This window comes from uncultured Mucilaginibacter sp., from assembly GCF_937859865.1.
Lineage (GTDB): Bacteria > Bacteroidota > Bacteroidia > Sphingobacteriales > Sphingobacteriaceae > Mucilaginibacter_A.
Window position 1 is genome coordinate 1 of the sequence record NZ_CALMAT010000136.1, and the last position, 15,057, is coordinate 15,057.

A 15,057-nucleotide genomic window follows, 5' to 3' on the forward strand; every position below is an offset into this window, starting at 1 on the left:
TGTGTGGCCACGTTGCAGCTTACGTAAACTATTTTTTCGGCTGCAATTTCCATCAAACGGTTTACCACGTCCGGGTGCATTCCGGCGCGCGGCGGATCGGTGATGATCACATCCGGTTTGCCATTTTGTGCCATAAAAGAAGCATCCAAAACAGCCTTCATATCGCCTGCAAAAAAAACAGTATTGGTAATATTGTTAATGTTTGAATTTACTTTTGCATCTTCAATGGCACTTTCCACATATTCAATCCCGATAACTTGTTTCACTTTTCCGGCGATAAAATTGGCAATGGTTCCGGCACCGGTGTATAAATCGTAAACCAATTCATCGCCTTTAAAACCGGCAAAATCACGCGCAACTTCATACAAACGCGTGACCTGGTGCGAGTTGGTTTGATAAAAAGATTTTGGCCCGATTTGGAAACGTACTGTTTTTATGCCGGTAAAATCGGTGCGCATTTCCTCGTAAATAAAATCGCGACCGTGGTACGTAATCACTTCTTGGTCAAAAATCGTATCGTTTTTCTTTTGGTTGATGATGTACAAAAGCGAAGTGATTTGTGGAAATGAATTTTTGATAAACTCCAGCAAGTTGTTCCTTTCATCTTCTTCTGCGTAAGCAAAAACCACAATCACCATTAATTCTTCGGTGGAAGAACTGCGGACAATTAAGTTTCGCAACGCACCTTCGTGGTTCCGCAAATTGTAAAAACTGATGCTGTTTTTAATGGCAAAATCCCGTACACTGTTCCTGATTTCGTTACAAGGATCAGTTTGCAAATGGCATTTCTGAATATCCAAAATCCGGTCGAAATACAACGGAACATGGAAACCCAAAGCATCTGTAGCAAAAGTTTCGCCGCTGCTGATTTCGCCGTTGGTGAGCCATCTTCTATCCGAAAAAGTAAACTCTAATTTGTTGCGGTAATAACGTGTTTCCGGCGAGGGCAAGATCGGCATTACATTGCTCACATCAATTTTCGCGATACGTTCTAAAGCATCGGTTACAGCTTTTTGCTTGTAATGCAACTGCGCTTCGTACGTCATGTGCTGCCATTTGCAGCCGCCGCAATCGCCAAAATGCTGGCAAAAAGGTTCGGTACGTAAATCGGATGCTGTTTTTAGGGTAGTAATTTTAGCTTCGCCGAAGTTTTTCTTTTTGCGGAAAATTTCGATATCAGCCACATCTCCCGGCACCGCTTTTTCTACAAAAACCACCAATTCGCCGGCGCGGCCAACACCTTTTCCTTCTTCGGCAATATCAAAAATGGCTACGTTTTCTACAATGGTTTTTTCGCGCGGTGATGTTCTTCTCATGAGCCGCAAATTTAGGGCAATTTTTAGTTTTAGGAAATGGAAGGCGGGAAGATTTTTAGGTGGTAAAAGAAGTATCGAGAATTAGCGTCAAAAGATTTTACTTGCAATACTTTTCGATTGCATCCAATATCATTTGCTTTTTGTCGCCCAGCTCGTACCCTTTATTTAAATCAGCACAAATTTTGTTTTGCTCATCTTTTGGTATTCCAACTTTATTTTTCGATGCCAGTTTTTAACTTTTTGCGTAAATGAAAGATTTGTGGAAAATAGGATTATAAACAGGAGCTTATTTAAATTTTAAAAGGGAAATAAGAATGCTTCTTTTATGCTAATAAATCCTGTTGTTGCAAAAAATAAAAAGCAGTAACGGTTGTTACTTTTTTGGTGGTAAAAGAAGTATTATAAATTAACCCTAAAAAATTTAAAAAGGCTTTTAAAAATAATTTAAAAATTATTTCCTTTAATCGTTTAAAGTAATACATTTGTTTTCTCTTTCTCGTATTAGTTAAACCAATTATAAGTTGAAAAAGGTAATTCTTAAAGATATCGCCCAGCATGTTGGTGTTTCAACCGCATTGGTTTCTTATGTTTTAAACGGACAAGCTGAAGAAAAACAGGTTGGAAAGGAAATTGCTGAAAAGATAAAATTAGCAGCAATAGAACTTAATTACCGTCCAAATCAAATTGCTAAAAGCCTTAAAACCCAAAAAACCCACACTATTGGGTTAATCGTTGCAGATATTAATTATAAGTACAGTTCAGGAATAACCAGGGCTATTGAAGCAGAAGCTAAAAAGAAAAATTTTAATGTGATTCTTGGTAGTTCTAATGAAAATAGCGAAAAGTTTAATGAATTGATTAATGTATTGGTTAACAGGCAGGTTGACGGATTAATCCTTGTACCGGTAGAAAAATCAGAAAATTCAATTCTTAATCTTCAAAAATCAGAAATTCCATTTGTTTTAATCGACAGAAATTTTTCTAATATATTGTGTAACAGTGTTGCACTTGATAATTTTAAAGCAGCTTATGATTCGACAAAATATTTAATTAAGACTGGTCATAAACGTATCGCCTTTATTAATTATCAAACAACCCTTTTTAATTTATTAGAACGCAACAGGGGTTATTTAACAGCCCTAAAAGAATATGGTTTAGAGTTTTCGGAGAGTTGGATGCCGCGGATAAAGGCTATCAATTATAAATCAGAGATGCAAAAAGCGATTAACCAAATCATTTCTAAAGAAAATAATTGTGATGCAGTATTTTTTGCAACAGATCGTTTGGCAATTTATGGGTTAAAGCATATTAATGCACTAAAACTGAAAGTGCCTGAACATCTCTCGGTTTTTAGTTTTGACGAGGCCGAAGCCTTTGAATTGTTTCATTGCCCTATTACACATGCCAGGCAACCTTTTGAAAAAATGGGACGATTGGCGGTAAATACTTTGATTGATTTGATTAATCATAACAAAATCATCAACCAAACTTATATAGAAACTGAATTTGTAATTGGTAAATCGTGTAAAGAATAATTTTTTCCCCTATTACTTTAAACGTTTAAAGAAATAATCATGCTTATTTATACAATTATGTTAAGCAATATACATCTTGACTTTAAACGATTAAACAAAAGTCCTCCCTAAGTTTTGTAACCCGAATTTTTAAAACCAAACGATAACCTATATTTTTTATGAAAACAATTTTAACATCTATCTTAATGCTTTTTTGTTTGATGCTCCACGCTCAACAAAAAACTGTGACCGGTACGGTCACCAATAAAGATTTGGGTACACCTTTAACAGGTGTTACTGTTAAATCTAACCAGGGAACAGCTACTACTGATAAAGATGGGAAATTCAGTATAGCGGCCGGTTTAAATACACAGATCATTTTTTCTTATGTGGGTATGCAAACCTTTACTTACACTGTTAAAAATACGACTGGGCCAATATCTATAGCCTTAGAATATAATACGAATAATTTAAATGAAGTTGTTGTTACTGGCTATCAATCACAGAGAAAAGCAGATCTTACCGGTGCAGTTTCAGTTGTCAAAATGGCTGACATTAAGGATATACCTCAAGGTAATGCAACTAAAGCACTTCAGGGGCGGGTGCCAGGTGTGTATATCACTACTAATGGATCACCGGAAGGCGGAGCTACAGTCAGGATTCGGGGTATTGGCACACTTAATAATAATGACCCTTTATATGTAATTGACGGCGTACCAACAACCAGAGGCCTTGAGGAGATCAATCAGGCGGACATTGAATCGTTACAAGTATTAAAAGATGCATCCTCTGCTACGATATATGGTTCAAGAGCTGCAAACGGGGTAATTATAGTTACGACTAAAAAAGGAAGAAAGGGTGTAAGCCGTATAGACGTCAATGCTTCATCATCATTGCAATATTATAATTCAAAGTTATCAATGTTAAACACCCAGCAAAAAGGTGAAGCTTATTGGCGTGCTTCCGTTAATGACGGTACAGATCCTAATAACCTGAGTTCGATTAATCAAAAGGCCATAATTTGATTAGAATAGATATTTTGATAATTGATAGAAGGTTTTTTGGGTAGGAAGGAATAGGCAATCAATCCGGCAACGAGGTTTGAGGTGAAATTGGTAAAAGACCTGTGCCTGGAATGTTCGATCTGGCAGATGTTTTTTAGTTCATCGTTAACAGTTTCTATGACTGACCTTTTACGGAGCATGATTTTGTCGTTCATCGTCATTAAGCTGTTCTTCATGTTGTTACGGATGCTGGTTATCAAATGGATATCACCAACAAACAGTATTTTGGTTAGTTTTTCCGAGATGTACCCTTTATCTGCAAACAATTTTCCAAACACTGCTTTTAAAAACCCCTCGCTTTTAAGCGGTTCCCTGTCGTCCACATTTGCTTGTGTAATGGCAAAGTTCAGGATTTCACCCTTGTCATTGATCACGATGTGAAGTTTAAATCCATAAAACCAGCCCATTGTAGATTTGCCTACTTCTGCTATGCCTTTAAACACTTTGTTTCTTTTGATACGTTTGTTGTGGCAAGCCCTGATGGGCGTGGAATCAACGAACGAAATGCCTGAACAGGTGCCCAAACAGCAGGTTTTCAAAAAGATGGCCATTGGCATGAGCACGCTTTGGCTAAGTTCGACAAAACGGTTGTAGGACACTGTTTTGGGAAATTCAGCCTGCATATGCCGCTGGACATAAAACATATAAAAGTGCTTGAAGCACCTAAACCCACTCAAATGAAAAAGCAGACAGATAGAAATGACCTCGCTCTTTGACATTATTGAAGGCCGTTTGGAGGGCTTGCCTAAAATAAAGTACCGGGTGGTTTTGTCAAAATCTTTGCAGAACTCGTCTACAAGACAAAAAATATCGCTAATTTTATTGAAGTCAATCATAAGGAAATGTATTTAAATATTTGAATGTCAGATACTTAAATATACTTACATTTCCCCTGGTTGACAAACTTTTATTGCAAATTATTAACCGAACTCAGGTTAATAACAATCAGATATACAAGTTTGACTGGAATAAAAGTTTCACTAACCCTGTTCTTAACAGCGTTATACTTCCAAATTATATTGATGCTGCCCAAACAATGAAACCGGCCAACACAAACTGGTTTGATGAAATAGGTGAAACATCATTAGTACAAAACTATAATGTTGCTTTTAGTAATGGCGGAGAAAGGGGTAATAGCTTTTTCTCTGTAGGTTATTACGACAATAAAGGGATTGTCAAAGAAACCCACACCAATAAAGCAACCATAAGGCTTAATACTGATTACAGTTTTTTTAAGGGTATATTAAAAGTAGGGGAAAACTTCAATACTACATACATTAATGATAAACTGATACCAGTAGGAGATGTACTCTTTGGAGCATTAGTACAAAACCCAATAGTGCCCGTATACACCACAACAGGAGGTTGGGGTGGACCTGCAGCGGGTATGACCGATAGACAAAATCCTGCCCGCCTGATTGAAGACAACAAACAAAACCAAAGTTACTTTGGAAGGATAACAGGTAATGCTTTTGCAGATCTTAACGTAGTGCCCGGCTTACATCTTAAAACAACTTTTGGAATTGATTATGACGGTTTGTACGAAAGGACATTAAGAAAATCATACGTATCAGGATTTTTATCAGATCCTTCGAACCTAACAGCAAATTCTCAAAATTTTGATGGTAATTTAATTTGGCAAAATACTTTGACTTATGATTTAAACTTAGGTAAAAGTAAATTGAATTTCTTAGCAGGCCAGGAATCAATCCACTACTTGAATCAAAACTTTTATGGCAGCAGACAGGGATATGCAATTGAAAATATAAATTATGCTTATTTAGATGCCGGTTCTTCTAACATACTTAATGGTGGTAATGGCAGTGCCTATTCTCTACTGTCATTTTTTGGAAAAGCGAATTATACTTTTGATGATAAGTACATTGCTTCTGTAACATTAAGAAGAGATGGGTCATCCAGGTTTGGTGAAAATAACAAATATGGAACCTTTCCGGCAGCTTCATTAGGGTGGAGATTAAGTCAGGAAGAATTTATAAAAAAACTTCTTTTTATTTCTGACTTAAAATTGCGTTATGGGTATGGGCAAACGGGTAATCAAACATACGGGCAAGCGGGTAATCAAACAATTGGTAATTATGCTACATACACTTTGTATTCGGCTATTTATGGTACCGATCCTACATTTACTGCAGATCGTGGGACAGCCTATGATATTACCGGATCTGGCTCAGGGACTTTGCCTTCCGGGTTTGTGAAAATCCAGCAGGGAAATAATTCCTTAAAGTGGGAATCAACTAAGGAATCAAACTTTGGATTAGACTTTGGTTTGTTTGACCAAAAAATTACTGGCTCGGTTGATTATTTTGTCAAGAACACAACTGGAATATTAATTACCCCTGGTTATTTAGCGGTAATCGGCGAAGGAGGTGCTCAGACTTATAACGGAGGGTCAATGCAGAATAAAGGCATTGAAGCACTGTTAACCTACGACGGTAAAATTGCAAAAGACTTTAATTTTACAGTTAGCGGTAATATTGCTACTTTCAGAAACAAGGTAACTTATCTTCCCTCAAATGTTTTAACGGCTTATGCCGGTAATGGTACTACCCAAACCATTTTAGGCCATTCTATAAATTCTGTATATGGATATGTTGCTGATGGGCTTTTTACTTCCCAGGCGCAAGTAGATAATTCCGCTGCACAACCTGGAAAAGGACTGGGAAGGATAAGGTATAAAGACTTAAACGGTGATGGAAAAATTGATGCCAATGATCAAACATACATTAGTAACGGTAATCCAAATTTCACTTACGGCTTAAACTTTAATTTATCATACAAAAATTTTGATTTGGCCCTATTTTTTCAGGGAGTACAAGGAAGTCAAGTTTATAACATGTATAAGAACTATACAGACTTTTCTTCAATTTGGCCAGGAACAAACTGGGGCACCAGGGTTTTAGATGCTTGGTCTCCTACCAATGCAAATTCAACTATTCCAGCCCTGACTTTAGTTGATAGGAATAATGAAGGTAGAACATCAACCTACTACCTGGAAAACGGATCGTATTTGAAATTAAGAAACCTGCAAATTGGATATAATTTAAAGAACGCACTAAGAGCAATTAAGATTCAAAATGCAAGGGTTTATTTACAGGGAAATAACCTGTTTGCCATAAAAAGTAAATCTTATACAGCCACAGATCCTGAAAATCCAAATGGCGCTTATCCGATACCTGCCATCACATCAATTGGTTTAGACCTGTCATTTTAAATTCAATACTACAAAAAATGAAAAAGTATATATTATTAATAACATGTTTACTGGCAACAGTAGTTTCCTGCAAAAAGGCACTTGACGAACAACCACAAGGAGTTATTGCAAGTGATCAGCTAAATACACCAACCAATATTGACAAAATGGTTATTGCTGCTTATTCTTCTTTAGGCAACGAAAACTTACATACTTCAAATAGCCTCTGGCCCTGGGGCAGTATGCGAAGCGGTGATGCTTACAAAGGCGGCGACGGGGTTGGTGATAATAGTGAATGGAACGATTATGAAACTTTTGTTACCAATCAAAACACAAACTCCTTGACAGATCAAATGTGGGCCCAGCTTTATAACAATTTAGCCAGGGCCAATAATGCATTGCTGAGAATTGATAATATTAGTCAGGCTAATTATCCACTAAAAACAGCAAGACAGGGAGAAATGCGCTTTTTACGTGGCAACTATTATTTCATGCTAAAAATACTATGGAATAGGGTTCCTTATATTGATGAAAATGTACCTACAACTTCTTATGATACTATTTCCAATGTAGCCTACACCAGCGATCAACTCTGGACTAAAGTTGCCAACGATTTTAGGTTTGCCGCCAATGCTTTGCCTACCACTCAAACGGATAAAGGACGCCCAAACAAATATACAGCTTTGGCTTACCTTGCTAAAACGCTACTTTACCAAGCTTATACACAGGATAATAAGTATAACGTTATAGGTATTGATCAATCTAAATTAAATCAAGTTGTTACTTTATGTGACAGTGTGATTAATTCCGGTCAATATGCATTAGCAAATGATTTTGGGCAGAATTTCTTAACTGCCAATGAAAATGGCCCGGAATCTGTTTTTGCCATCCAATATTCAAAAAACGACGGGACGCAGTTTGGCCGGATTGATATGGGGCATTCCCTTTCTTATCCGATGAATCCTGCTTACGGATGTTGCTGGCAGCATATTCCAAGTCAGGATTTAGTGAATTCTTTTAAAACAGATAATAATGGCCTGCCTATGTTTACAGGTTATAATAGCAAAGATGCAACCCAAGTAAATGATTTTTTAAGTCAGACCTTTGATCCCCGACTGGACCATACGGTTGCAATTCCTGGCCACCCATTTAAATATGAACCATATTTTGTTTATCAAAATTCCTGGGCGCGCGCACCGGCTATTTACGGTTTTTATTCAAGCTTAAAAGACGTAGTTGCCGCAGATGACCCTTCTTTTCAGAAAATTCCGCCGTTTATGTCGAGTTCAAAAAACTGGGAATTGATCCGATATGCAGATGTATTGCTGTGGAAGGCAGAAGCATTGATCGAATTAAACAGGCCTTTAGAGGCACTCCCAATAATTAATATGGTGAGGCAAAGAGCAGCTAACAGTACATCAAAGCTTAAGCAGACAGATGGGTCTTTTACTTCCAATTATAAAGTAAACATATACCAACCTGGTGTAAATTGTACATGGACACAAGCATATGCAAGGCAAGCATTAAGAACTGAGCGGCGTATGGAGTTTGCAATGGAAGGCAACCGTTTTTTTGACTTGGTTCGATGGGGCATAGCTGATACTTACTTAAACAGCTATTTCGCCTCCGAATCAATCAAACGGCCTTATCTGTCAACAGCAAAATTTACCAAAGGGCGTGATGAATATTTACCGATACCGCTTAACCAAATCAATTACAGCAAAGGGCTATATAAGCAGAACCCAGGTTTTTAGAGCCTGCTTAAATTTTATTTATAAAATATCCTGATGCTTCTTTTAGCACTATAAAATTGGTGGTTGCACCGTACCTTCACAAAACAAATTAAGCTTTACTGTTTTTTAGGCGATAAAAGAAGCATTGAAAATTAACTGACAAAAATTTAAACAAGCTTAAACTAAAATAAAAAAACATGAAATTAAAACCCAACGTCTTGTTAATTGCAACAATTGCAGCTACAGGCGGGCTACTATTTGGATTTGATACAGGGGTGATCTCTGGGGCACTTCCCTTTCTAAAACAATACTGGCATCTTAGTGATGCCAGTATTGAGTGGATTACCACAACAGTACTGATAGGCGCAATTATTGGGGCTATCAGCAGCGGCAAATTATCTGATATTATCGGCCGTAAAAAAATGATTATCATCAATGCTGTCATTTTTATAATCGGTGCGATTGGCTGTTCTTACGCACCAAATATTTCTGTGTTGATTGTCATGCGGATAATTATTGGTATTGCAATTGGTATTACATCCTATGTAGTGCCCATGTACATCTCAGAAATATCACCTGCGCGGGTTAGGGGCGCATTGGTAACGCTTAACCAGCTGATGATTACCATCGGAATACTATTATCTTATATTACTGATTATTTGCTATCTAATGATAATAATAATGCATCATGGCGGTGGATGTTTTTAGTAGGGTTTGTACCTGCTGCCATTCTTTTAGTGGGAATGTTTTTTCTGCCTGAAACACCGCGATGGTTAATCAGTAAAAACCGATGGGATGAAGGAAAAAGGATATTGACAAAATTAGAGGATGCAGATATGATCGAGCAAACACTGGCTGAGATGAAGAATGAAATTGCTTTATCTTCTCAAAATACGGCTTCGTTTACAGAAATTTTGAAACCTTGGCTTCGTGCTCCTTTAATTATCACGGTTGGTATATTCTTCTTTCAACAGTTTTCGGGTGTAAACACCATTATTTATTATTCGCCTATTATTTTTAAAATTGCAGGCATTGTAAGCAATACGGCAACAATTATCCCGGCAATCATCATAGGCTCAGTCAATGTAATGGCTTGTTTATTATCGGTATTCCTGCTGGACAAAGTTGGCAGAAGAAAATTATATTTTGTTGGTCTTTGTGGCATGATACCTTCTCTGGCATTATTGGGCGCCTGTTTTCATTTCAAAGAAGCCTTAGGTTCCAGCCTTCCTGTTTTTGCTATACTAAGCATCGTTTGCTATATTATCTTTATCGCTATAAGCCTTGCCCCATTAGGCTGGCTTTTAATTTCCGAGGTATTTCCGCTAAACGTACGAGGTGTTGGAATGAGCATCGGCTCTCTTTCTCATTGGGGTTTTAACGCAATCATCGCATTTACATTTTTAAAACTGGTAAACTCTTTAGGTATTGATTATACTTTTTGGGCTTACGCATTAGTTTGTATAATTGGCTTGTTTTGGGGCTATTACTACATCCCGGAAACAAAAGGAAAATCACTGGAAGAAATAGAAAACCATTGGCGTGCTGGCGATAGCCCTAAAGACATTTAACCGCCCAATAAAAATCTGTTTAACAAATAGGAGAAAAATTCGTTATGCTTCTTTTAGCATACAAAAATTGGTGTGTATAATTTAGGTTGATAAAAGAAGCATTAAAATGATGGGGAATACAAAAAGGCAACTATTTGTGGTTTTATGCAAAGCATAAAAAAGTAAATTTCAAATCAATTAAAATTAGTCCGTTAACAGAAAATTAAAGAAATGCTATTAGGTTTTGATATTGGAGGCACAAAGTGTGCTGTCGTAATTGGTAGTCTTACTCAGGAAAAAAAGATAGAGATAAGGGTTAAGCAAGTCTTATCAACAAATTTGCCGGTTTACGAAATGATTGAACTTCTTTTTGTAACCGCCGAGGATTTGCTGCACAAACACCAGATTGCAGTAGAACAAGTTGAAGGAATCGGAATCAGTTGCGGCGGCCCGCTTAGCAGTAAAAAAGGATTAATATTATCACCGCCCAACTTGCCCGGCTGGGACAATATCCCCATTGTTGAAATGGCAGAAAAGCGGTTTAAAAGAAAAGTCCTCCTTCAAAATGATGCAAATGCCTGTGCAGTTGCAGAGTGGAAATATGGCGCGGGACAAGGGTACAACAGCCTGATTTTTTTAACTTTTGGGACGGGTATGGGTGCTGGATTAATTTTAGATGGAAAACTATATTCCGGGATTTCAGATCTGGCAGGAGAAGTTGGGCATATCAGGTTGTCTGATATCGGGCCGGTAGGGTTTGGAAAAGCCGGATCTTTTGAGGGCTATTGCAGTGGCGGCGGAATTGCTCAGCTTGCACAAATTAAAGCCCGCGAAAAACTGCAAATGGGTTTGAAAGTTTCTTTTTGCGAAAGCCTGGAAGATTTAAAAAACATAACCGCTAAATCCGTAGCAGATGCCGCCGTAAATGGTGATGAAACCGCCATAGACGTTTATCATATTTGTGCAGAATATTTAGGAAAAGCACTGGCACTGTTTATTGATATCCTAAACCCGGAATTAATTATTTTGGGAAGTATTTATGGCAGGGCCATACATTTGTTGGAGCCAATTATGATGAAAGTTATCCAAAGGGAAGCTTATGAAAGTTCGTATCAGGCTTGCCGGATTGTTCCTGCTGGTTTAACCGAAAACATCGGAGACATTGCCGCACTTTCTTTGGCCTTGATTAGTAGCGGGAAGTAGGTTCGGAAACCTGTTTTATGTTTTCATGATTTAGGGCCTGTTTAAATTTCTATCATAAGAGTTTCCAATGCTTCTTTTATGCCTATAAATTCTGTTTTTAAATGCTTGGCCGATACAAAAAGTATAATAAACCAATGATTTTTAGGGGATAAAAGAAGCATTGAAAATATATTGAACAAATTTTAAACAAGCTCTAAGATTTTTACCCGGTAAAAGAAGCTTCCTACTTCAACGCCGCCTTAACCAAATACGGCAAAATCTCTTTCTGAAAGCTCACAAAATTCTTCCGCACATCCGAATCACTCACCGAAGTAAAAGCAAAGCTAAACACAATGCTTTTGCTGGATTTGATGAGGAAACGCAGCCTGGCCGGGAAAGTATCGTTGATATGCAGTTCGCTTACGCCTGTGAAGGATTTGTACAGCAGTTCTTCCAGTTCGTTGGAAAGCTTTTTGAGGAAATCCTGTGCATTGGCCGATTCGCGGATAAAATCCCAACCAATAAATTCGTTGCAAATGGTGTACGAAAGGCGGCTGGTTTTCATGATGAGGTTGGTCAAATGTTTTTCCTCGTCCTTGTCCATCGCGCTGTTTTGGATCAAATCGTCCACACTTGTCCGGATATAATCCATCAGCAAAACCTGTAAAATGGCTTCTTTGCTGTCGAAATATTTGTAAATGGTGGCTTTGGCAATTTTGGCTTTTTTGGCAATTTCGTTCACGCTGGTTTTATGGTAACCAAACTTGCGGTACAACTCGCGGGCGGCCTGTTTAATGCATTCGGTTGTTTTGTCAGTTTCCATTTCAGTTGCTCACAAAAATTTGGTTCTGACTGATATTCACACTGTAAGCTCTTAAATAACGCGTTGCCGGTGCTTTTACCGGCAAGCCATCCGAAAGCGAAAACTTGGAACCGCTGCAAGGGTCGGTTGCGGTGAAAGTTGGGCTGTCCAGAGTTACCGCGCAATGGTTTTCGGGCTGATAACTGCTGCAACGGTCGTAAGCTACATAAATATCGTCCGGGCGATGGTAAATTACTAATCCGGCAACGCCATAACCATCAATGGTAACGGCACCACCGGCCGCAGTCAGCCTGCTGATCCGCGGGTCAGAAAGCGGCGCACTGAAATTGACCGGAACATTCGGGATGGCACCAACATTTGTTTTTCCGCAGGAGAGAAAAAACAGGCATAAAAGAAGCAATACTGGAATTTTTCGGCTCAACTGATTTCGGTTTGAAACTGTTTTAAGAAGCGGACATCGTTTTCGGAAAACAAACGCAAATCTCGGATAACATATTTTAAATTGGTGATGCGTTCGATACCCATTCCAAACGCAAAACCGGTGTATTTTGTTGAATCAATGCCGCAGTTTTCCAGCACGTTCGGGTCAACCATGCCGCAGCCCAAAATCTCTACCCAGCCGGTGTACTTGCACATCTGGCAACCCGAACCGTGGCAAATGGTGCAGGAAATATCCATTTCGGCCGAAGGTTCTGTGAACGGAAAGTAGGAGGGACGGAAGCGCAGTTTAGTGCCTTGCCCGTACAATTCCTGCACAAAATGATAAAGTGTTTGTTTGAGGTCGGCAAAAGAAACGTTTTCATCCACATACAATCCTTCCACCTGATGAAAAAAGCAGTGTGCCCGTGCCGAAATGGCCTCGTTGCGGTAAACGCGGCCCGGCATAATGGCGCGGAAAGGCGGTTTTCCGGCTTCCATCATCCTGACTTGTACCGAAGAAGTGTGCGTGCGTAAAGCAATATCGCCGGCTGCCTCACCAGAATCAGCCGGGCTTTTTTTGCTGATAAAAAAAGTATCCTGCATGTCGCGCGCCGGATGTTCCTGCGGGAAGTTTAAGGCGGAGAAATTGTGCCAGTCGTCTTCAATTTCCGGCCCTTCGGCTACGATAAAACCCAAACGTTTAAAAATATCAATGATTTCATTTCGGACCAAAGAAAGCGGATGGCGCGAACCGATTTCGAAACCTTCGCCCGGCAAAGTCAAATCCTCTTTGGAAACCGTTTTTTCAGGCTGCGTTTCCAAAGCTTCTTTTAGGCTTTGGTATTTGGCTTCGGCCAGTTGCTTAAACTCGTTCAGGCCTTTGCCCATTGTGCGTTTTTCTTCGGCGCCAACGGTTTTAAACTGGTCGAAAAGGTCTTTGATCAAACCTTTTGTGCCGAGGAAACGGATACGGAAAGCTTCCAGTTCGGCAGCATTGGCAGGATTGAAATTGTTGACCTCCGTTGTATAATCTGTAATTTGTTCTAACATAAGCTTGAAACGAAAAAATCCGGCTTTTTAACGTGCAAAAATAAGGGTTAAAAAGTTATTTGCCGATGTTTAAATCAATCCGGCAGCTTTAATTCAAAATTTGACTATCGGCGATGTTGTTTTATCTACCTAAATAATCCGTTCGGCATGCTTCTTTTACCGTATAAAAAACATAATTATCCGCTTAAATTGTGTTTTATACAAAAAGGTTATTTAACCAGTATATTTGTTGTGTAATATTTTTGATTGTTGGCGGTTAAAGTTCAAAAGCAATTAATCTTTTTTTAATCTGTTGTCTCTAAATTGTTTTTGTGTTTCATGCAGAAATTTTTACTGTTGGTTTTTGTCTTGCTGTTCCCTTTGTTTGCTGCCGCCCAGCAGCATAAAGTAAGCGGTACAGTTACAAATGCCGCAGGTAAACGTTTGCCTTTTGCCGCCGTTTTTGCAGAACACACCACTTTAAGCATGCTGGCCAACGAACGTGGCTTTTACAGCTTCAAACTAAATTCAGGTTCGTACAAACTTATTTTCAGCCTGGTTGGGCAAAAGCAAACCGCCATAACGCTTGATTTAAAGCGGGACACCGTTTTGGACATCCGGCTGGAGACAGAAAATTTAGTGGTAAAAGAAGCATCGGCCAACGGGGAAGACCCGGCTTATGCCATTATCCGAAAAGTGATCGGCAAGCGCCGTTTCTACAAAAAACAAGTGGACAATTACACGTGCAAGGTTTATTTAAAAGGCGTGCAAAAGCTGGTTTCGGGGCCAAAGCGTTACCTCAACGATAGTGTAATCAAAGTATTGAGTTTAAGCAAAAAAGGCAGCAGCATCATTTATCAGGCCGAAGCAAGTTCGCAGTTTAATTATGCCGGAAGGCGAAAGGTGAAAGAAGTTTTGGAGGCTTCCCGAATGGCCGGCGACCATCCCGGCTTCAATTTTAACCGCGCCCTGGATATCAAAACCGATTTTTACAACAACCTGCTGCATTGGGACGCCTTGAGCAACCGTTCGTTTGTTTCGCCCATCGCCCAAAATGCACTGGCTTTTTACAAGTACAAATTGGTGGGCAGTTTTAACGAAAACGGTTTGCTGATCCATAAACTGCAGGTTATCCCCAAACGTAAAAGTTTCCCCACTTTTGCCGGCTATATTTATGTGGTGGATGGCGCCTGGCGTTTGCACAGTTTGGATTTG

General features: G+C 39.0%; 12 protein-coding genes. 7 read left to right on the plus strand and 5 right to left on the minus strand.

Annotated features, from left to right (window positions below; genetic code table 11):
* A partial coding sequence (gene rlmD / locus Q0192_RS14860; protein WP_299290495.1) for a 23S rRNA (uracil(1939)-C(5))-methyltransferase RlmD occupies window positions 1-1,316 on the minus strand: 1,316 nt, incomplete at its 3' end.
* Window positions 1,317-1,837: 521 nt separating this feature from the next.
* Between rlmD and Q0192_RS14865 the strand changes: the two genes are divergently transcribed.
* Both Q0192_RS14865 and Q0192_RS14870 read left to right on the plus strand, forming a co-directional pair.
* Entirely contained in the window at window positions 1,838-2,851 is a 1,014-nt protein-coding gene (locus tag Q0192_RS14865; protein WP_299290497.1) for a substrate-binding domain-containing protein, read from the plus strand.
* A gap of 158 nt (window positions 2,852-3,009) precedes the next feature.
* Complete coding sequence (locus Q0192_RS14870) at window positions 3,010-3,855, plus strand: TonB-dependent receptor plug domain-containing protein (protein WP_299290499.1); 846 nt, start codon at window positions 3,010-3,012, stop codon at window positions 3,853-3,855.
* Here the strand turns inward: Q0192_RS14870 and Q0192_RS14875 are convergent.
* Window positions 3,837-4,730, minus strand: a complete 894-nt coding sequence (locus Q0192_RS14875) for an IS982 family transposase (protein ID WP_299290501.1) — start codon at window positions 4,728-4,730, stop codon at window positions 3,837-3,839. The genes Q0192_RS14870 and Q0192_RS14875 overlap by 19 nt on opposite strands.
* A gap of 20 nt (window positions 4,731-4,750) precedes the next feature.
* Here Q0192_RS14875 and Q0192_RS14880 point away from each other — a divergent pair, with 20 nt between their 5' ends.
* From Q0192_RS14880 to Q0192_RS14895, 4 genes are all read left to right on the plus strand, one after another.
* Window positions 4,751-7,126: a SusC/RagA family TonB-linked outer membrane protein gene (locus tag Q0192_RS14880; protein WP_299290503.1), complete on the plus strand. Its 2,376-nt coding sequence runs from the start codon at window positions 4,751-4,753 to the stop codon at window positions 7,124-7,126.
* Between the two features lie 17 nt (window positions 7,127-7,143).
* Window positions 7,144-8,859, plus strand: coding sequence for a RagB/SusD family nutrient uptake outer membrane protein (locus tag Q0192_RS14885; RefSeq protein WP_299290505.1), 1,716 nt, complete (start codon window positions 7,144-7,146; stop codon window positions 8,857-8,859).
* Between the two features lie 176 nt (window positions 8,860-9,035).
* Window positions 9,036-10,409, plus strand: coding sequence for a sugar porter family MFS transporter (locus Q0192_RS14890; RefSeq protein ID WP_299290508.1), 1,374 nt, complete (start codon window positions 9,036-9,038; stop codon window positions 10,407-10,409).
* A gap of 210 nt (window positions 10,410-10,619) precedes the next feature.
* Window positions 10,620-11,591: an ROK family protein gene (locus Q0192_RS14895; protein ID WP_299290510.1), complete on the plus strand. Its 972-nt coding sequence runs from the start codon at window positions 10,620-10,622 to the stop codon at window positions 11,589-11,591.
* 223 nt (window positions 11,592-11,814) lie between these two features.
* Here the strand turns inward: Q0192_RS14895 and Q0192_RS14900 are convergent, their stop codons facing one another.
* From Q0192_RS14900 to pheS, 3 genes are read right to left on the minus strand one after another with little or no spacing between them, the layout of a single operon-like run.
* Complete coding sequence (locus Q0192_RS14900) at window positions 11,815-12,393, minus strand: TetR/AcrR family transcriptional regulator (RefSeq protein ID WP_299290512.1); 579 nt, start codon at window positions 12,391-12,393, stop codon at window positions 11,815-11,817.
* Between the two features lies 1 nt (window position 12,394).
* On the minus strand, window positions 12,395-12,814 hold the full coding sequence (locus Q0192_RS14905; RefSeq protein ID WP_299290514.1) for a hypothetical protein: 420 nt from the start codon (window positions 12,812-12,814) through the stop codon (window positions 12,395-12,397).
* Window positions 12,811-13,863, minus strand: coding sequence for a phenylalanine--tRNA ligase subunit alpha (gene pheS, locus Q0192_RS14910; RefSeq protein WP_299290516.1), 1,053 nt, complete (start codon window positions 13,861-13,863; stop codon window positions 12,811-12,813). Before pheS ends, Q0192_RS14905 begins: the two co-directional genes overlap by 4 nt.
* 318 nt (window positions 13,864-14,181) lie before the next feature.
* Between pheS and Q0192_RS14915 the strand changes: the two genes are divergently transcribed.
* On the plus strand, window positions 14,182-15,057 hold an 876-nt coding region (locus Q0192_RS14915), incomplete at its 3' end, for a DUF5686 family protein (RefSeq protein WP_299290518.1).

Excerpts from the sequence above, each read along its gene's own strand:
- Q0192_RS14870 (WP_299290499.1), top strand. The coding sequence starts at position 3,010 with ATGAAAACAATTTTAACATCTATCTTAATGCTTTTTTGTTTGATGCTC.
- Q0192_RS14875 (WP_299290501.1), bottom strand. The coding sequence starts at position 4,730 with ATGATTGACTTCAATAAAATTAGCGATATTTTTTGTCTTGTAGACGAG.
- Q0192_RS14885 (WP_299290505.1), top strand. The coding sequence starts at position 7,144 with ATGAAAAAGTATATATTATTAATAACATGTTTACTGGCAACAGTAGTT.
- Q0192_RS14890 (WP_299290508.1), top strand. The coding sequence starts at position 9,036 with ATGAAATTAAAACCCAACGTCTTGTTAATTGCAACAATTGCAGCTACA.
- Q0192_RS14895 (WP_299290510.1), top strand. The coding sequence starts at position 10,620 with ATGCTATTAGGTTTTGATATTGGAGGCACAAAGTGTGCTGTCGTAATT.
- Q0192_RS14900 (WP_299290512.1), bottom strand. The coding sequence starts at position 12,393 with ATGGAAACTGACAAAACAACCGAATGCATTAAACAGGCCGCCCGCGAG.
- pheS (WP_299290516.1), bottom strand. The coding sequence starts at position 13,863 with ATGTTAGAACAAATTACAGATTATACAACGGAGGTCAACAATTTCAAT.